This is a genomic window from Natrinema sp. LJW11 (assembly GCF_056135975.1).
Genome location: NZ_JBWBDM010000002.1, coordinates 288,276 through 306,988, shown reverse-complemented (window position 1 = coordinate 306,988; position 18,713 = coordinate 288,276). Strand labels below are relative to the sequence as shown.

The following is an 18,713-nucleotide window of genomic DNA, read 5'->3' as shown; positions in this document are numbered from 1 at the left end:
GACGGGTCGATCGGACGTGGACGGGACGCTTTCGCTACGATGGAGGTTTCAACATGAGTTCAGGAACTGAGAACGCGGATACGACGGACGATTCGGGATCGGATTCCGGCGGCGGCCACTGTTCGACGGCGGATTCGGACGGCGAGGTCGCAGAGGAGATCGCGATCATCTCCTTCGGCCGGAAGATGGACACCGCCGAGGAGATCAAAGCCGAGATCGGCGATCGCTACGAGGCGATCGACATCATCGAGTACCACGGCGACGTCTTCGAGGAGCACTGGGGCGAGTACGACTGCTTCATCGGCCTGATGGCCTCGGGAATCGCGATGCGGAAGACGGCCCACCTGCTCGACGACAAGTGGGAGGACCCCGCGATCTGCGTCGTCGACGAGGAACTCACCTGGGCCATCCCGATCACGGGCGGTCACCACGGCGCGAACCAGGTCGCACAGGATCTCGCGACGATGGGCGCCGTCCCGGCGATGACCACGGCCTCCGAGGCCGCGGGCAAGCAGGGCGTCGAGTCCCGCGCGAAGGCGATGGACACCCACGTCGTCAACGGCGACTCGACGGTCAAGACCAACCTCGCCGTGCTGGACGACAATTTGGGGCCAGTCGAGCGACTCGAGGGCCCGAAGGCCGTCCTCGTCGGTGACGACGTGACGGTGCTCAAGCGGAACAAAGACGACGGCGTCGTCCTCGGAACCGGTAGCGTTTCGGGGGCCAGCAAGGACGCGTTCCTCGCCGCGTGGGAGGAAGCACTCGAGCAGACCGACTACGACTTCGACGACGTGGAGTTCGTCGGCACCGCGACCCGAAAGGATGACGAGGAGGGGCTGCTCGAGGCCGCCCAGGAACTGGATCTCGGCGTGGTCGCCTTCGACAAGGAGACGCTGCTCGAGCACGAAGGGCCGACGCCCTCGAAGTCGAAGGAGCTGATCGGCTGGCCCGGCGTCTCCGAGGCGAGCGCCATCGCGGGCGGCCGCGAGCAGGAACTGGTCCTCGAGAAAATCGGCTACGAAAACGAGGTTACGGTGGCGATCGGCCGATGAGTACCGAGGATTCGGCCAGCACAGAGGGCGGCACTCCGGACGACCACGGCACCCTCTACGTCGTCGGCATCGGCCCCGGCCTGCCCGATCACATGACCAAGCGGGCCAAGGAGGTCATCGAGTCCTCCGAGGTCGTCATCGCCTCGAGTCTCTATCAGGAGTTCCTCCGTGACGACGGCACGCTGCTGCCGGAAGCGGAGACGGACGATGACGGCATCGCGACTCGAGCGGACGGCTTCGAGCAGGAGATCGTCCGCTCGACGATGGGCCGGCAGATCGAACTCGCCCGCGCGGCGTTCGACCACGTCCGGGAGGGAAAGGACGTGGCCCACGTCTCGGGTGGCGATCCGTCGGTCTACGGCAAGTCCGACCTCATCTTCAAGATGGCCGAGGAGGACGACGCGACCGATATTCCGATCGAAATCGTCCCCGGCATCACCGCCGCGCTCGGCGGGTCGGCCAACGTCGGCGCGCCGCTGTGCAACGACTTCTGTACGATCTCGCTGTCGGACAAGTGGCGCGGCTGGGACGAGATCGAGGAGAAGCTACGCGCGGCGGCGATCTCCGACTTCGTGATCGTCCTCTACAACTGCTGGCGAAATTACGAGAAAGCGGTCGAGATCGTCCGCGAGGAGCGGACCGACGACGCCTACGTGGCCATCGTCAACGACGCCGGCCGGGAAGACGCCGGCCGCAACGGCGAGAGCCAGTACATTACGACCCTCGGCGAGGCCGCCGACCACGACGACAAGGTTTCCGGGATGGGCACCTCGCTGATCATCGGCAACCACGAGACCGAGACCTGGCGCAACGACGACCGAACGTACCTCGTCACCCCGCGCGGCGGGCGTGACGTCGACGACTTCTGAAACCGCTACCACACACCCATGAGTACGGACACCAACGCGGACGCCGACGACGAATCGACTTCCAAATGCGGGGCTGCCTCGAGCACGGAGACTAACACCAGCGAGGCCAGTACCGATAGCTCGAGTTCGAAATGTGGCGCTTCGAGCAGTACGGACGACTCGAGCGGTTCGAAGTGCGGGGCCTCCTCGAGTTCCAGTTCCTCGTCTTCGTCCTCGAGTTGCGGTGCGAGTTCGGACGATGACGGCTCGAACGAGCAGGAGGTCGGCTCGACGGTCGATGACTTCGACGCCGACCCCGGCCAGCTGAGCGCCGTCGGTCTCGGTCCCGGCCATCCGGAGGGGATGACCGACCGCGCGAAGACCGCGCTGCTCGAGGCCGACCACATCGTCGGCTACACGACCTACATCGATCTCATTCCGGACGAGATCACCGAAGAAGCCGACGAGCTGTACGACACGCCCATGTGCGGCGAAGTGTCGCGAACTGAGGAGGCCATCGACCGCGCGCTCGCGGGCCACGACGTCGCCATCGTCGGCAGCGGCGACCCCAACGTCTACGCGCTGGGCGGGCTCGCACTCGAGATCCTCGAGTCCAAGGGCGCGACGGCGTCGATGGTCGACTTCGAGGCCGTGCCGGGCGTCCCGGCGGCCCAGTCCTGTGCGGCCCGACTCGGCGCACCGCTGGTCAACGACACCGTCTCGATTTCGCTGTCGGACCACCTCGTCCCGATGCCGGAGATCGAGTCGCGACTCCACTCCGCGGCCAAGGAGAGCTTCACGATCACGATCTACAACCCCTGGAGCCGCAAGCGCCGGGAGAACTTCGAGAAGGCCTGTGAGATCCTGCTGGCCCACCGCGACGCGGACACGCCCGTCGGTATCGTCCACGGCGCCGGCCGCGACGACGAGCAGGTGATGATCACCGAACTCGGCGAACTCGAAGACCTCGGCGAGAGCGAGATCATCGACATGACGACGACGATCGTCGTCGGCAACGAGGACACCTACGTCTGGGACGACCGGATGGTCACGCCTCGGGGCTACGAGACGAAGTACGACTACTGAGCGCGATTCGGAACACATCCACAATGCCACGATACGAAGTTACCATCGAGAAGGACGCCTGCGACGGCATCTTCGCCTGCCTGACCCGCGACCCGCGATTCGTCGAGGGCGAGGACGGCCTCGCGACGATCGATCCCGGCGCGGATCCGGTCTACGACTGCGAGGGCGAGGTCACCGACAACGCCGAGCGCGTCGTCGCGACGTTCGACGACGACCGCATCGACGAGGCCCGGCAGGCGGCCGCGGCCTGTCCGACGGACGCGATCATCGTCGAGGAGGTGGGCGAATGAGCGACGCGGAAGCCGCGACCGAGATCGGAATTCCGTCCGATCCGCTCGCGGGCCACGCCGCGACGGCGTACTTCTGGGGTCACGTCGCGGGCAGCGGCGATGTCTCCGACGACGGTATCGAGGTCGTCACCAACGACGAGGCGTCCGCACAGGTGCTCGCCGCGATCGCGGGCGGCGACCTCGAGCACGACACGACCACCCGCGACTACGCTCACGACACCTCGATCACGCGCACCGAAGACGAGTACACGCTCTCGATCGGCGGCGACGAGTCGGGCCTTCTAGGCCGCAGCGGCGCGCTCGGCCTCCCAGTCGACGGTCGCGGGAACTACCGCTTTGGCGCGTTCTCGAGCTACGATCGGGAACTGCTCCGCGGGCTGCTCGAGGGCTGTGGCACGATCTGCTTCAAGTCCTCGAGCGGCACCGTCGGCATCTCGTTCGTCCACGACGACGAAGACCTGCTCGAGTTCGCGCGCGAGCTGATCGCGGAGTGTCCGGTTACCGCGCCGATGGGCGACCTCTCGGAAACCTCCTCGGGCGGCTACTGGTTCGGCGTCGACGACGACGCCGCGCCCGACTTCGGGGCGTGGCTCTACGAGAACTGCGAGGAAACCGGCCTGTTCGCGCCGAGTCGCCGCCGCAAACTCGAGAAGAGCCTCGAGCAGGCGTCGGCGTACGACGGCGACGAGACGTAGTACACCATAATCGATGAGCACTCCCGACCAGACCACGCCCGCGACCGCAGCCGGCTTCGACGACGAGGCCGTCCTCCTGATCGGCCACGGCTCCCGGCGAGAGAAGTCGAACGAACAGGTCCGCGAACTGGCCGCCGCCCTCGAGTCCCGGCTGGGGATCCCGGTCGACGCCGCCTTCCTCGAGCTCGCGGAGCCGGCGATCGACGAGGCCTTCGCGCAACTCGCGCCCGTCACGTCGCAGGTGACGGTCGTCCACTGCTCGCTCTTTGCCGCGAGCCACGTCAAGAACGACGTGCCGCTGGCGATCGAGCAGGCCCGGGCCGAACACGACCTCGAGATCACCAACGGCGCGCATCTCGGGGTCCATCCGGCGATTCTGGACTTGCTCGACGACCGCGCCGCGGCCGTCGAACGCCAACTGGGCGTCGACCGCGAGGAGGACGACGTCGCGGTCGTCGTCTGCGGTCGCGGCTCGAGCGATCCGGACGCGAACGGCGACGTGCACAAGCTGGCCCGGCTCCTCTACGAGGGCCGCGAGTTCGACCGCGTCGAGGCCTCCTTCATCGGGGTCACGGAGCCGACGCTCGAAGAGAGCCTCCACGGGCTCTCGAAGCACCGGCCCGACGCGGTCGTCGTCCTGCCGTACATGCTCGGCGACGGCGTCCTCACCCAGCGGGTGCGAGACTGGACCGCCGAGTTCGACGAGGACTACCCCTATGTCGACGCCCTGGCCGGCGACCCGCTCGGCACCGACTCCCGGCTGCTGGACGTCTTCGCCGACCGCTGGGAGGAGGCCCGCACCGACAGCGTCGAGATGTCCTGTGACACGTGCAAGTACAAGGTCGACCTCGAGGGCTACGAGGAGGACGTCGGCGGGGCCCGCGCCATGCTGCGCGCGCTGGCCCATCAGGAGGCCCACGCCGACCGCGACGATATCGACGACGAACCGCACAGCCACGACGCGCCCGAAAAGCACGTCGCGGTCTGTACGAACCAGACCTGTGCGAAGATGGGATCGCCGGCGGTCCTCGAGCGCCTGCGCCAGGAAGTGCGGGACTCGGCGCACTGCGACGCCCGCATCACCCGCTCCTCGTGTCTCGGACGCTGCGGCGACGGGCCGATGGTCGCGGTGTATCCGGACGGGATCTGGTACGGCGACGTCGAGGACGACGACGCCGAACGGATCGTGGCCGACCACCTCGATCGGGACCGCATCGTCAGCGACCTCGTCGATCAGACGCTGTAGCACCGAGACGAAACCAGAATTCGATACCCGAAATTCACTATACACACCCATGAGCTGCTACGAAATCGAAGCGCTACGACTCGGACTGATGACCGTCCTCGGCGTCGGGGACGACAGCGCCCGCGAGCACGCGGAGAAAGAACTCGAGGGCCACCTCGAGGGGCCCATCCAGGGCCTCGCGGAGGCCGACAGCCTCGCGGAGATCGAACGCCACCTCGACGCTGCGCTGGTCGACTTAGAGGAGGAGGTCGCATCGATGGACAGCGACGATCCGGAGTTCGACTACACGCGGGGCCGGCTGCTGGCGGTCCGCGATGCCGAGCGGGCGATCCAGCGGCTGCGCGCGCAGGGTGAGAGCATCGTAGACGGGCTGGGCGACGCCCACGACACGCTCCACGAGACGTTCCCGGTCGAGGAGTGACGATGAGCGAAACTGCACCTGAAGCCGAACGCGCGGTGGAGTTCCGTCGGGTCCCGCTCGGCGAGATCGAGACGGCCCGCAGCCGCCACATGTGGACCCGATCCGCGGTCCACGTCGCGGAGGACGGCGGTCTCGTCGTCACGGGGACGTGGGACGGAACCGTCACCGCCCGCGACGTCGACTCGCTCGAGGCCCGGTGGTCCGTCGATCATCCGGATCACGCGGTCGGAATCGCGTCGCTCGAGGCCGGTGCCGCTGATCGTGCGGACGCGATCGTCGTCGCCGGCCGCGGCGAATCGGGAACGATTGCGGCCTACGACGCCGAAACGGGCGACCGGCGCTGGCGGTACGACACCGCTGACGATGTCGGCGAGGCCGTCAAGGAGACCGTTTTCTACCTGCCGTACGTCGTCGCGCTCGAGACCGGAACCGACGCCGACGGCAACGAGCGATTGTACGCCGCCGCGCGACGCTACGAGCGCGACGGCGAGACCCGACGATGGCACAGTACCGTCTACGCGTTCGACGCCGACGGCTCGGTGCGCTGGACGGACGAGACCGACGCCTCGCCGATCGCGCTCGATCTCGATGCGGCGGGCGAACGGCTCGCGATCGGGTACAACCGCTGTATGGGCGAACACGACACCGGGCTGGTGGTCCTCGCGGCCGAATCGGGCGACCTCGAGTGGACGTGGGACCCCGGAACGGACGGCGACCGCCGCGTCGGCGACGTTTCTTTCGACGGGGACTCGATCGCGGTCTCGAGTCACGGCGACAAGCGCGGCTACCTGCTCGGACCCGGCGGAGCCGAGCGCTGGCACGTCGATCTCGCCGTCGAGACCGAGATCGAGGGCGAGACGCTGTACGCGTATCCGAATCACGCGTACGCGAACGACGGGCGGGTGGCGTTCGTGACCGGCAACACGTACGCGGTCGAGAGCCGCGAGACCGAGAGCCGACACCCGAACGAACACCGCATCGCCGCGTTCGACGCCGACGGGGCCCTCGTCTGGGACGACGAGGTGCGCGGCTTCGTCCACGGGCTGGCCGCCACCGGTGGGCGGCTCGTCGCCCCCTGTGCACAGAACTTCCGCGTCCGCGATCCGGAGACGCACGCCGTTCGCTGGTTCGACCTCGAGTCCGGCGCAGACGGGCTTGAGCGCTTCGACGGGATCGCGACGGCGGCCGCCGTCGGTGGTGGCACGATTGCCGCCATCGAGGAACCCGTCGAGTACCACGACGAGGGCGAAACGCGGGGCGAGTACGCGCTTCGCGTCGGCTCGCTCGAGTAACGCGGCCGATCGGCTCGGTCGTCAGCAGGATTTTCTGCCCCAACACGTCCAGGGAGTCGCATACGCAAGGCCAACCCCCACAACGCTCTCTCTCGTCTATGTTCCCGTATAATGACCGAGGATCTCGCATCCGACGGCGCCGAGGAACGTTCGGATCTCGACGGAGCCGAACAGGCCTCGAGCCGTCACGACGAAGCCGAGTTACCGGGAGGACCACGCCGGGTACTACCCGACGGCGGGCAGGCGGAGATGGAAGAATCCGACGCCGACCAAGACGACGACTCGAGCGAGGCTAACGCCGACGAGGCGGCCGAGAGCGACGAGTCTCAGGACGCCGAATCGGAATCCGAGGAGGGAGACGAAGGCGCATCGTCCGAGTCGGGAGACGAAGCGGAAACAGAGGAAGAGTCGGGCGATGACGGGGATGCTACGGAAGAAGCCGAGGACGAAGCGGAATCCGAAGACGAAGCGGAGACCGAAGACGAGTCGGCAGAAGAGCCGGAAGTAGCAGCCGAGAGCGACGGCCAGGATGCGGGTGAAGACGAGGGCGAGACGGAGGAAGACGAGTACCACGTCGAGGGTGCCGACGAGGTCTACCAGGGCGACGACGCGTCGGGCGTCCTCCACCTCGACCTCGACGGGCTGTTCCTCGATCTGCTCGGACTCGAGGTCAACCTGGATCCGGTGACGCTGGATGTCTCGGCGCGACCGGGCGGGAACAATCTGCTGGGGAATCTGCTGTCGGCGGTGACGGGACTGCTGGACGGCCCCGGCGCGATGATCGACAAGGCGAAGTCGCTGCTGAGCAAGCCGATCGAGTTCGTCAAGAACCTGCTGAACAAGCCCGTCGAAAAGCTCACGGGGCTCTTCGGCGGGGACGAGGAGGCGAGCGAGTCGGACGCCGAGGAGGAAGCGGCGTCCGAAAGCGAAGACGAGTCCCCCGGTCCGCTTTCGTCGGCGGTACAGCGTCTGAAGGACGGGGTTATGGGGGCGGCGAGCTGGGTGAGAGAGAAGCTAGCCGGACTCGCTCCGAGCGTCCCCACCGAGGAGATCGTCTCGGCGATCGTTAGCGCGGTGCTCGAACAGCTACTCGAGCAACTCGAGCCGGATCGGGACGAAGAGAGCGGTGAACAGGCGGAGCCGTCACAGGCGGAGGCAGCATAATGAGCGACGACTCACTCACACAGCGGGTCGATACCGAGAAGATCACCGACAACATCGACGTCGACGAACTGGTCGACGGAACGCAGTGGGAAGACGAGATCGACGGGGACAAACCGCTCGGTGAGGCGTTGGGCGGACAGCTCGGCGCGATCGTCGGGCGGGCGATCGGCGAATCCCTCGGGCGGACGATCGGGAACATGGTCGTCGACGAACTCCTCAGTTCCGGCGAGGAGGAGGATGAGACGGACGAGGAGTCCGACGAAGAAAGCGCCGAAGACGGCGAAGAAGACGATGAAGCAGACGAGTCTGCGGACGAAAGCGCCGAAGACGGCGACGAGTCCGACGACGAAGACGGCGCGGACGAGGAGGATGCGGAAGAGACCGACGCCGAGGGTGGCGACGAGAGCGCCGAGGACGACGCCGACGAGAGCGAGTCTCAAGGCGACGACGAATCGGACGCGGCGGACGACGAATCGGAGCAGACGGCTGAAACCGAGGAATAAGACCGTGATTCAGGGAACGCACTCGGCTCCACGAACCGACTCGAGGTGGTCGCCGTGAGTAACGAGTCAGGACTGAAGAGTATGGTCGCCGACGAGGTCAGCAACCAGATCGACGTCGCCGATATGCTCGGCGACGGAAGTCTCGAGGACAACATCGACGGCGGCGAGGTCGGCGCTTCGGTCGGTCGCGAGTTCGGCGAACGGTTCGGGCGCGAAGTCGGCGCGGCAATCGGTCGGGAGGTCCACGAGACGATCGCCGCGGGCGTCGACGAAGGAAAGGAACTCGACGAGATCCGAACGGATCTCTCGGCGGCGATCAAGGACGCCCTCCGCGAGTCGGTCGCGAACGTGGAGGGCCGCGACTCGCTCGAGTCGATGGCCAAGGGCGTGACCGACGGCAGCAGCCTCGAGGGACTCCTCGACGGCGTCGGAAGCGACGAGAGCGACGACGCCGACGAGGACGAATCCGAGAGCGAGGAACAGGCGGAACCCGAGGACGAGGAGCGGGCGGACGAAACGGACACAGCGGAGGACGACGACACTGAAAGCGACAAAACGAGCACGACGGAGTCAGTCAAAGAGGCCGCCGAGACGGCCAAAGAATCGGTCGAAGGAGCTGCCAGCAACGCCAAAGAGACGGTTAGCGGAGGAAGCGAGGACGGCGAAGAGACGGGCGACGAAAGCGAAGAATCGGCCGACGAAGCCGAATCGGCCGACGCGGACGAGGATGAGCCGTCCGTGGAGGACCTCGAGGACCTCCGGAAGGACACGCTCGAGGACTTCCTCGGCGTGATGTCCTACAGCGATCTGCAGTCGGTCGCAAAGGACGTCGGCGTGAAGGCGAACCTCAGCCGAGAGGAGATGACCGACGAGATCATCGAGACGGTGACGGACGAGGAGTCCGACTCCGACTCGGACGAGGAGTCGGAAACGGAAGCGGAAGCCGAGTGACGACTGCCGGGGACGAGACGATCGACTGCGCTCCGTGGCTCCCGACCCGACGACCGCGCGCTACACGGCGGCGATATCTGAAAGCCACAAATGAGCGACTCACAACTCCACGATCGAGTGCACGAGGTACTGGACGAGGCCGACGCGTTCAGCGGATCGATCGTTTCCAGCAGTGACTCGGATAGCGAGGGCGACTCGAGCGATGAGAGCGAGTCGGCCGAGCGGGATCTGCTCGAGACCGCTCGGGAGGCGAGCGACCTCCTCGAGTCGGCCGACCCGGACGAACTGCTCGCGGCGGTCGGCCTGGACACGCTCGAAGACGGATCCGAACCGGATTCGATCCCGGACGCTATCGCTCGCGGCGAGCAGGAGAACCTCGAGGACCTCCAGCGATTGCTCCACCTCGCGAACCTCGCCGACCGGGCCGACGACGATAGCTTTGAAGGGGCTGTCGGTGATCTTCAAGAAACGATGAGTGAACGGGCCGAATCCGATGCCGAAGAAGCGGCGGAAGCGGAGCGCAACGTCGACGAGGACGCGCCGGACGACGAGTCGACGGCTACCGAGGACGAAGCGGCCGAGGCGGAAGCGGACGAGGCGGCCGAGGCGGAAGCGGACGAGGCGGAAGCGGACGAGGCGGAAGCGGACGAGGCGGCCGAGTCGGATGCGGACGAGTCGGCTGACGATCTCGGAGACCGTCTCCGATCGTCGATGGGATCCTCGTTCGAGCAGTTCGGCGACGACGTCCAGCAGCTCAAAGACCGGCTCGAGTCGGCGAGCGCCGGAAGCTCCGATAGTGATACCGCAGGCGACGTCGAGGACGCCGACGCCGCCGACGAAGCGACAGCCGGTGACGTAGCGGAGGAGGCGGACGCTGACGAGGACGACGAGGGGCTCCTGGGAGCGGGTCTCGGCGGCGACGAGGATCGTGGAACGGCATCGGGCGGCCCCAGCCGCCACTCGACGATGGCACCGCCACCGTCCAAACGGGCGGATATGCGCACGACGACGCGGTACTCGACGATGCCGGACAAGCACTGAGAGAGCGCTCCCGTTCGGCCTCGAGATGAACGATATCGAGACGAAACGAGACGCGCAGTGGCTGTTTCCCGCTGAAGCCTTATCCTGCTACTCGTCGACGCCACCTGTATGACGAGACACATCAGCGAAACGCAGGTCCGCCACTGGCTGGACGACACGGCGATCCGAAACGTGACTCCCCACACCGACGAGGACACCGAATTCAATTTCCAGGTCGAACTCTCGCAGCTACCGGTCCACGTCGTCAAGGAGACCGAGTTCGGCCCGGTTCGGATCGTCGGCCGGAGCGGGTTCGACACCGAGCGGGCCCGAAACCTGCTCCGCGACGATCAGCGACGCGGCGAGTTGCTCGAGTACGTCGGGCCAATGCTGGCGGCGACACCGGGGTTCTACACGTTCCTCGATGAGGACGGCGTCTCCTGCCAGTTGCGCGAGGCGGAGACGGTCCAGGTGGAGTATCGGGTCTATCCGGACGGTGCCTCCCAGCAGGCGCTGATGAACGGGATCATGTCGATCGCGACGAGCATGCGCTACGTCCGCAACGTCGTGGTAGCGGTGGCGCAGTCCGACTAGTTCCGACCGAGCGTCGATCGGGACGGTCGCCTCGCGTAACCAATTACGGTCACGTTTTCATCCGTATCGAGCACGAGAGCGCCATCGATAACCACTGTCGGGTTCCCTGAACGGTACGTTTATGTCGCTGTATTCCATCGTTGTTCCCTATATGGAATATCGACGACGAGAGCTACTCGGAGCGAGTGCGGCGGGGATCGCCGCGGCCGTGGGCGGCTGTCTCGGGCGCGGGAGCGACCAGGGTGAGGGATCGATCGCCGGCGAGGAACTCGCGCTCGCGACGACGACGAGCACGGAAGCGACGGGACTGCTCGACGAACTCAACGCGGCCTTCGAGGAGCGCTTCGGGACGCGCGTCGCGCCCAATGCGGAGGGGACAGGTGCCGCGATCCGCTCCGCTCGAGACGGTAACGCCGACGTTATTCTGGTTCACGCTCGCTCGCGCGAGGACGAGTTCATGCAGGAGGGGTACGGCGTCAACCGGCGGGATCTGATGTTCAACGACTTCGTAATCGTCGGTCCGAGCGACGATCCGGCGGGCGCGAGCGACGCCGAGGGTGCGGCGGCCGCCTTCGAGGCTATCGCGAGCGCGGAAGCGGCGTTCGTCTCCCGCGGGGACGAGTCCGGGACGCACACCAAAGAGCTGGTTATCTGGGAGGAAGCCGGCGTCGAGCCCGGCGGCGAGTGGTACCAGAGCCTCGGGTCGGGGATGGGCGAGACGCTGACCCACGCGAACGAGGCGGGAGCCTACACGCTCTCCGATCGGGGTACGTACCTCTCGCGGGACGACATCGACCTCGAGATACTGGTTCAGGGCCCGATCGAGGACGGGCCGGCGCTGCTCGCGAACCCCTACGGGATCATGGCGGTCAACCCCGAGATCCACTCGAACGTGAACTATCAGCTCGCGATGGCCTACATCGGCTTCGTGACGAGTCCCGACGGACAGGAGGTCATCGAGGACTTCACCGCGAACGGCGAACAGCTGTTCTATCCCGAGGCCCTGTCGGAGAATCCGAACTTCCAGCAGTACGTGCCGGAGGGATGGCAGCCGGACTCGTCGGACGAGTGAGTTCCACTCTGTACGCCTGCCCGGTCCATTTCACTCTCAATGCCATTCGACGCCCTCTCCGATCCGACCTATCTCCGGAGCATTATCCGAATATCGCTGACGGTCAGTCTGACCGCCATCGTGTTGAGCACCGTTGTGAGCCTCCCGGTCGCCTTCGCCGTCGGCTTCGCGGATTTCCGCGGAAAGCGGTTCGTCACTGCCGTCATCAACACCGGAATGGGCTTTCCGAGCGTCGTCGTCGGACTCCTGGTCTGGTACGTTCTCTCGAATCAGGGGCCCTTAGGAACGCTGAACCTCATCTATACGCCGGAGGCGATGATCGTCTCGCAGTGCGTCCTCGCCGCGCCGGTCATCACCGGCGTCGCACTCTCCGCGGTCGAGAGCGTCGACGACGCCGTTCGGGACGCCGCCTACGGCGTCGGGGGGACTCGAGCCGACGTCGCACTGATCACCCTCAAGGAAGCACGATACGGCGTCATCACCGGTATCCTGGCCGGCTTCGGCCGCGCGATCAGCGAGGTCGGTTCCGTCCTGATCGTGGGCGGCAACATCGCCTACGCCGACGGGACTTCGAAGACCCGGACGCTAACCACGGCGATCCAGTTCGAAGTGCGAAAGGGCGAGTTCGAGACGGCGCTGCTCCTCGGTGTCGTCTTACTCGTCCTCGTCTTGGTCGTCAACGGGGTCGTCCTGCGGCTCGGGGGTCGATAACGATGCGGCTCGGTGGAAGGGGAACGTCGATGCGAGCGCACGCGACGGGGGTGACCCCCTCGTGAACCTCGAGCTGGAGCACGCGTCCTACGGCGTCGACGACACGGACATTCTGGACGACGTCTCGCTGACCATCGAATCCGGCGAGATCGTGACGGTGATCGGCCCATCGGGGGCCGGCAAGACGACGCTGTTACGACTGGCCGCGCTGTTCGAGCGGCCGACCGACGGTGTCGTCCGCTGTGACGGGACGGATCCGTGGTCGCTGTCCCGAGAGGAACGACTCGAGTGCCGCCGCCGGATCGGCATGGTCTTCCAACGGGCGAGCCTGTTCGAGACCTCGGTGGCGCGCAACGTCGATATCGGCCGGCGGGTTCGTCGGCCGTGGTCGCAGCGCATTCGGGGATTCGTTCAACGACACGCGGACCGGTGGATCCGGAGCGCGCCGGCGGTCGACGATCGGACGCTCGAGGCCCTCGAACTCGTCGGCCTGCAGGACGCGTGGGACCGCGACGCGGGCTCGCTGTCCGGCGGCGAGGCCCAGCGCGTGTCCTTCGCCCGCGCGCTCGCTTCGGGGCCGGACCTGCTGGTGCTCGACGAGCCGACCTCGGATCTCGATCCGCGGAACACGGCTATCCTCGAGCGGGCGATCGGACGCGCTCGCGAGCGCGATCACGGCGTCTTGCTCGCGACCCACGACATGCACCAGGCCGAACGGATCTCGGATCGCGTCGCCTTCCTGCTCGAGGGCGAACTGGTCGAGGTCGGCCCGCCGGAGCGGATCTTCGACGATCCCCGCGACGAGCGAACCGCACGGTTCGTCAACGGAGACCTGTTGTACGATGAAAACGAACTTCTCGCGTGAACGCAAAGGGCGACTCGAGCGCTACGGACACGGCTGCGCGTCGGCCGAGCCCACCGCGTGATCCACCGATGACCATGGAAAGGGAGTTCGACCCCTACCTGCGGATCGACGACGTCGCCGTCGATCGCAGCGATATCGCGATGTTGCGCGCGATCGACGAGTGCGGCTCGCTGTCGGGGGCCGCCGAGGCCCTCGAGCGATCCTACCCCCGCCTCCAGCAGCGGGTGGTGACGCTCGAGGAGGCGATCGGCCCCCTGGTCGAGCGCACTCGCGGCGGGGCCGACGGCGGCGGCAGTTCGCTGACGCCGACGGCGCGGGAGCTGCTGGCGCGGTTCGATCGACTGGTCGCGGCCTACGAGGGCGTCGCCCGCGTCGACGAGACGGTGCTCAGGGGTGCGGTTATCGACCGCGACGGGGAACTCGCGACAGTCGAGACCGATGCGGGGGAGGTTCTGGCGGTCGTTCCGGTCGACGCCGCGACCGTCTCCGTGACGATCCGCTCCGACGCCGTGAGTCTCCACGCGCCGAGCGACGCGCCGCGAGCCGAGGGGACGAGCGTTCGGAACCGGTTTCCGGGGACCGTCTCGTGGCTCGAGGCCGGCGACGCCGTCGCTCGGGTGGGGATCGACCTCGAGAACGCGGACGGTGGCGACGGCGGGATCGACACCGAACTCGTCGCGCTGGTCACTCGGCGGAGCGTCGAGACGCTGGGACTCGAGCCCGGTCGATCGATCGTGGCCTCGGTGAAGGCGACGGCGGCGCGCGGTGTCGGGATCGAAGATCGCTCGCGGGAGGATTCTGGCGACTGACGGTGCTTCGAAGGCCCATCGGCCGTCTCTCTCGAGACTCGAAAACCGAAATTATCGCTCTCCATCGACACCGATTTCGCTCTCGAACTGTGCGAAGAAGTCGTCCATGAACTGTCGTCGCGAATCGCCGAGACGCCGTCCCGGCGCGGTATACAGCTCGTTTAGGCGCTCCTGGCCCCACTCCCGAAGGAGCGCGATGTCGGGACGGTCCGACGAATCCGCTCCGGACGCCGATGCATCGTCGATGACCGCGTACTGTTCACCGGCTCTGCCCGAGCGCTCGCCGACGATACAGGCCATTCGAACGATACCGCGCGCTCCAGCGGCGTCTAACTTGTCCGCATCGAAGAGCAGTTTGGCCTCGAGCGTCTCCGGTTCCGGAGAACTCGCCCGAATACTGTGCGCTCGGATGCAGTGCGTGACCGCGTCGATTCGATCCGCCGTCACGCCGTCCGTCTCGAGAAGCTCCGCGGCTTCGGCCGCGCCCCACTCGTCGTGATCGTCGATCGCTCCCGTTCTCTCCCGCGGGCGACCGATATCGTGCAACCATGCCGCCGCGGAAAGCACGGCTCTATCGACCTCGCTCTCGCAGTCCGCTGCTAACCGAATCGAGACGTCTCTGACTCGGGCGGCGTGGAACCGATCGTGCGCCGGAAGAGCGTCTTCGTAATAGGGCTTCGACAACTCTCGAGCGCGGGGACCCAATTCCTGCGACATCAACAGACGATGACAATTTGACGGGAAATAACCGTTTTGGAGCTTTCGGACGGCACTCGGACGGGGCGTAACCACGTCCGATGACGCCGCCTCTCGAGCCCCAACGCTTTCTCGAGGGAGCACGTACTGCCGTTCGTGTACGATTCCATTCTGGTCGCGACCGACGGGAGCGAGGCCGCGGCGACCGCGGTCGATCACGCGATCGCGCTCGCCGAGCGCTTCGACGCGCCGCTGTACGGGATCGCGGTCGTCGACGAGCGCACCGAATACGATACCGGCATCGTCGATCCCGAGGAGGCGACGCGACAGCTTCGAGAGCGCGCGGCGGGCTGGCTCGAGGAACTGGAGGCGACGGCGACCGAGGCCGGCGTGACCGTCGAGACGACCGTTCGATCCGGCGTTCCCCACGAGGAGATCCTCGACGACGCGGCCGATCGGGACGCCGGGGCGATCGTGCTCGGTTCCCGCGGCCGCTCGTCGTTCAGGGGGGCGCTGCTGGGTAGCACCGTCGACAGAGTCGTCAGGATCGCGGACCGGCCCGTGCTGGTCGTCGGTGGCGAAGGCGAACGGGCCGATCCGATCGAACGCTGAGTCCCCACGCGACGCCGGCGGGGACGGCATCTCCGGGCGACCGGACCGAGGGAGAACATTTACCTCTGCTGTCGTATGAGATAGTCATATGTCACTGCTCGTTCCGTTCGACGGATCGAAGTTAGCGACGAAAGCGCTCGAGCGGGCCGCCGCGTTCGGCGACCTACTCGACGAGGAACTCGTCGTACTAACGGTCATTCCGGACGATGCCGAGTACGCGCGCGATCGCGGCTGGATCACGCAGGGCGAGCCGTTCGATCCGGATGCGATCGCGACTGGAATAGGGGGGCGGGCCGAGGAGGTCGCGCCGGAGGCGACCGTCCGGATCGAGCGGGTCAGTTCCGACGAGCCTACCGCGACGTCGACGACGAACGTCGTCCGCGAGATCCGACGGATCGCCGGCGAGATCGAGGCCTCCGTCGTCTTCATCGGCTCCGAGAACGCGGGCTCGGTCATCGCGCCCCAGTCGAGCGTCGGGAGCCCGGTCGCGAACGACCACCGATACGACGTCTACGTCGTTCGCGAACCCGGTCACGAGATCGATCCCGAGGAGATGGCCGATATCGATTCGACCCGGGACGATCTCTGATCGGCTCGGGGAACGTCACCTCGAGCAGCGGGATCGAGATCCGCCTACTGCGCGGCGATCGGGAGGAACGTTTATTCCCCTGACTGACCACCGTTCGGACGATACATGGTCGAACGGAACGGGCCGGATCGAGACGCGTCCGCACCGACCGGCTCCCCCCACAGTCCTCCCGACTCCTTCATCGAGCAGGCGAACGTCACGGATCCGACGCTCCACGAGACGTTCGAGACGGACTGGCCGAACTGCTGGACGCGTGCGGCCGACCTCCTCTCGTGGGACGAAGCGTACGACACCGTCCTCGAGGCGGAGGACGCCCCGTTCTATCGCTGGTTCGCGGACGGTCGGCTCAACGCCTCTTACAACTGTCTGGATCGCCACCTCGAGTCGGGACGCAAGAACCACGCCGCGATCCGCTGGGAGGGGAAACAGGGCGAGCGCCGGACCTACACCTATCGGGATCTCTACGTCGAAGTCAACGAGTTCGCGGCGGCGCTGCGCGACCTAGGCGTCGCGGAAGACGACGTCGTAACGATTTACCTCCCGATGATCCCCGAGTTGCCGATCGCGATGCTGGCCTGTGCCCGGATCGGTGCGCCCCACAGCGTCGTCTTCGCCGGCCTCTCCGCGGACGCGCTCGCGACGCGGATGGACGCCGCGGACAGCGAGTACCTCGTCACCTGCGACGGCTACTACCGGCGGGGCGACGCCTTCAACCAGAAGAGCAAAGCCGATAACGCCCGGATCGACCTCGAGCAGGACGTCCGAACGGTCGTCGTCGACCGGCTCGGCGACGACCTGCCACACGTCCTCGGGGACGGCGAGTGGGACTACCACGAGCTTCGCGACGAGTTCGCGGGCGAGACGGTCGAGCCGGTCTCGCGCGACGCGGAGGACATGCTGTTTCTGATGTACACCTCGGGGACGACCGGCGAGCCGAAGGGCGTCGTCCACTCGACGGGGGGCTACCTCGCTCACGTCGCGTGGACGACGCACGCCGTCCTCGACGTCAAACCCGACGACACCTACTGGTGTGCGGCCGACATCGGCTGGATCACGGGTCACTCCTACATCGTCTACGGGCCGCTCGCGCTGGGGACGACGACCGTGATGTACGAGGGGACGCCCGACTATCCCGACCGGGACCGACTCTGGGAGATCGTCGATCGGAACGCCGTCGACGTCTTCTACACCGCGCCGACGGCGATCCGCGCGTTCATGAAGTGGGGCTCGGACTACCCCGCGCGCCACGACCTCTCGTCGCTACGCCTGCTCGGTACGGTCGGCGAACCGATCAGCCCCCGGCCCTGGAACTGGTATCGCGAGCACATCGGCGGCGGGGATTGTCCGGTCGTCGACACCTGGTGGCAGACCGAGACCGGCGCGGTCACGATCTCGACGCTGCCGGGGATCGACGAGATGAAACCCGGTTCGGCGGGGCCGCCGCTGCCGGGGATCGACGCCCGCGTGGTCGACGCGCAGGGCGAGCGAGTGGCTCCCGGCGAGGCCGGCTATCTCACGATCGCGCGTCCGTGGCCGGGGATGGCGCGGACGCTGTACGATAACGACGAGCGGTTCGTCGCGGAGTACTGGCGGCGGTTCTCCGATCCCGAAACCGACGACTGGCGGTACTTCAGCGGCGATACGGCCCGGATCGACGAGGACGGATACGTCACCGTCCTCGGCCGGGTCGACGACGTGATCACCGTCTCCGGCCACCGGCTGGGGACGATGGAGATCGAGGGCGCGATCGCCGACGTCGACGGCGTCGCCGAAGCCGCCGTCGTCGGCCGCTCGAGCGAGACCGAGGACACCGAGATCTACGCGTACGTCAGCACCGAGAGCGGCCGCGACTCCGACGCGACGATTCGGCGGGCGATCCTCGAGAGCATCGAATCCGCGATCGGCCCGATCGCCCGCCCCGCGGAGTTGATCTTTACGCCGGAACTGCCCAAGACCCGTTCGGGCAAGATCATGCGCCGCCTGCTCGAGGACGTCGCCAACGGCGAGGAGCTGGGTGATACCAGCGCGCTCCGCAATCCGGAGATCGTCGGCGAGATTCAGGCCGAGATCGGCGACGAGAGCGAACTCGACTGATTTCATTTCGTAGAACCCAGTATCGCGAAACCGCGCCTATCCGCTCTCACCCATCTGATCGGGCGAACGATTACGAATATCGATGAGAGGCGATACAATTATG

21 protein-coding genes are annotated in these 18,713 nt (G+C 66.7%); 20 read left to right on the top strand and 1 reads right to left on the bottom strand.

Translation table 11 applies throughout. From position 1 onward, the window contains the following. The first annotated feature begins 53 nt into the window (after positions 1-53). The 17 genes from cbiG to AC0QDI_RS06055 all read left to right on the top strand — a co-directional run bounded on the left by cbiG (position 54) and on the right by AC0QDI_RS06055 (position 14,619). Positions 54-1,052: a cobalt-precorrin 5A hydrolase gene (gene cbiG / locus AC0QDI_RS06135; protein WP_474666277.1), complete on the top strand. Its 999-nt coding sequence runs from the start codon at positions 54-56 to the stop codon at positions 1,050-1,052. Next, the gene (locus AC0QDI_RS06130; RefSeq protein ID WP_474666275.1) at positions 1,049-1,921 is read left to right on the top strand and encodes a precorrin-3B C(17)-methyltransferase; all 873 of its coding nucleotides are present in this window, start codon (positions 1,049-1,051) and stop codon (positions 1,919-1,921) included. Before cbiG ends, AC0QDI_RS06130 begins: the two co-directional genes overlap by 4 nt. A gap of 18 nt (positions 1,922-1,939) precedes the next feature. Then, positions 1,940-2,986: a precorrin-3B C(17)-methyltransferase gene (gene cobJ / locus AC0QDI_RS06125; RefSeq protein WP_474666273.1), complete on the top strand. Its 1,047-nt coding sequence runs from the start codon at positions 1,940-1,942 to the stop codon at positions 2,984-2,986. A gap of 23 nt (positions 2,987-3,009) precedes the next feature. Continuing rightward, complete coding sequence (locus AC0QDI_RS06120; protein ID WP_474666271.1) at positions 3,010-3,276, top strand: ferredoxin; 267 nt, start codon at positions 3,010-3,012, stop codon at positions 3,274-3,276. Continuing rightward, the gene (locus AC0QDI_RS06115) at positions 3,273-3,971 is read left to right on the top strand and encodes a cobalamin biosynthesis protein (RefSeq protein WP_474666269.1); all 699 of its coding nucleotides are present in this window, start codon (positions 3,273-3,275) and stop codon (positions 3,969-3,971) included. Before AC0QDI_RS06120 ends, AC0QDI_RS06115 begins: the two co-directional genes overlap by 4 nt. Positions 3,972-3,984: 13 nt before the next feature. After that, a complete protein-coding gene (locus tag AC0QDI_RS06110) occupies positions 3,985-5,217 on the top strand; it encodes a CbiX/SirB N-terminal domain-containing protein (protein ID WP_474666267.1) in 1,233 nt (410 codons plus the stop codon). A gap of 49 nt (positions 5,218-5,266) precedes the next feature. Next, positions 5,267-5,638, top strand: a complete 372-nt coding sequence (locus AC0QDI_RS06105; protein ID WP_474666265.1) for a DUF3209 family protein — start codon at positions 5,267-5,269, stop codon at positions 5,636-5,638. A gap of 2 nt (positions 5,639-5,640) precedes the next feature. Further along, positions 5,641-6,930, top strand: coding sequence for an outer membrane protein assembly factor BamB family protein (locus AC0QDI_RS06100; RefSeq protein WP_474666263.1), 1,290 nt, complete (start codon positions 5,641-5,643; stop codon positions 6,928-6,930). 111 nt (positions 6,931-7,041) lie between these two features. Beyond that, entirely contained in the window at positions 7,042-8,094 is a 1,053-nt protein-coding gene (locus AC0QDI_RS06095; protein WP_474666261.1) for a hypothetical protein, read from the top strand. Continuing rightward, complete coding sequence (locus tag AC0QDI_RS06090; protein WP_474666259.1) at positions 8,094-8,597, top strand: hypothetical protein; 504 nt, start codon at positions 8,094-8,096, stop codon at positions 8,595-8,597. Before AC0QDI_RS06095 ends, AC0QDI_RS06090 begins: the two co-directional genes overlap by 1 nt. 45 nt (positions 8,598-8,642) lie before the next feature. Then, complete coding sequence (locus tag AC0QDI_RS06085) at positions 8,643-9,548, top strand: hypothetical protein (RefSeq protein WP_474666257.1); 906 nt, start codon at positions 8,643-8,645, stop codon at positions 9,546-9,548. Positions 9,549-9,638: 90 nt separating this feature from the next. Next, positions 9,639-10,589, top strand: coding sequence for a hypothetical protein (locus AC0QDI_RS06080; protein WP_474666255.1), 951 nt, complete (start codon positions 9,639-9,641; stop codon positions 10,587-10,589). Between the two features lie 108 nt (positions 10,590-10,697). Continuing rightward, the gene (locus AC0QDI_RS06075; protein WP_474666253.1) at positions 10,698-11,162 is read left to right on the top strand and encodes a hypothetical protein; all 465 of its coding nucleotides are present in this window, start codon (positions 10,698-10,700) and stop codon (positions 11,160-11,162) included. A 151-nt stretch (positions 11,163-11,313) separates the two neighbouring features. Next, positions 11,314-12,234 (top strand): ABC transporter substrate-binding protein, encoded by a 921-nt coding sequence (locus AC0QDI_RS06070; RefSeq protein ID WP_474666251.1) that lies wholly within the window; start codon positions 11,314-11,316, stop codon positions 12,232-12,234. 39 nt (positions 12,235-12,273) lie between these two features. Continuing rightward, complete coding sequence (locus AC0QDI_RS06065; RefSeq protein ID WP_474666249.1) at positions 12,274-12,945, top strand: ABC transporter permease; 672 nt, start codon at positions 12,274-12,276, stop codon at positions 12,943-12,945. A 61-nt stretch (positions 12,946-13,006) separates the two neighbouring features. After that, entirely contained in the window at positions 13,007-13,810 is an 804-nt protein-coding gene (locus tag AC0QDI_RS06060; protein ID WP_474666247.1) for an ABC transporter ATP-binding protein, read from the top strand. A 74-nt stretch (positions 13,811-13,884) separates the two neighbouring features. Further along, positions 13,885-14,619 (top strand): TOBE domain-containing protein, encoded by a 735-nt coding sequence (locus tag AC0QDI_RS06055; protein ID WP_474667298.1) that lies wholly within the window; start codon positions 13,885-13,887, stop codon positions 14,617-14,619. A 51-nt stretch (positions 14,620-14,670) separates the two neighbouring features. Here AC0QDI_RS06055 and AC0QDI_RS06050 read toward each other — a convergent pair whose 3' ends face one another. After that, positions 14,671-15,336: an HD domain-containing protein gene (locus AC0QDI_RS06050; RefSeq protein ID WP_474666245.1), complete on the bottom strand. Its 666-nt coding sequence runs from the start codon at positions 15,334-15,336 to the stop codon at positions 14,671-14,673. Positions 15,337-15,471: 135 nt separating this feature from the next. On the opposite strand from AC0QDI_RS06050, the gene AC0QDI_RS06045 reads away from it, so the two are divergent. The 3 genes from AC0QDI_RS06045 (at position 15,472) to acs (ending at position 18,610) form a co-directional block, all read left to right on the top strand. Beyond that, positions 15,472-15,927, top strand: coding sequence for a universal stress protein (locus AC0QDI_RS06045; protein WP_474666243.1), 456 nt, complete (start codon positions 15,472-15,474; stop codon positions 15,925-15,927). Between the two features lie 88 nt (positions 15,928-16,015). Then, entirely contained in the window at positions 16,016-16,516 is a 501-nt protein-coding gene (locus AC0QDI_RS06040; RefSeq protein WP_474666241.1) for a universal stress protein, read from the top strand. 105 nt (positions 16,517-16,621) lie between these two features. Further along, positions 16,622-18,610, top strand: coding sequence for an acetate--CoA ligase (acs, locus tag AC0QDI_RS06035; RefSeq protein WP_474666239.1), 1,989 nt, complete (start codon positions 16,622-16,624; stop codon positions 18,608-18,610). The last annotated feature ends 103 nt before the right edge of the window (positions 18,611-18,713 follow it).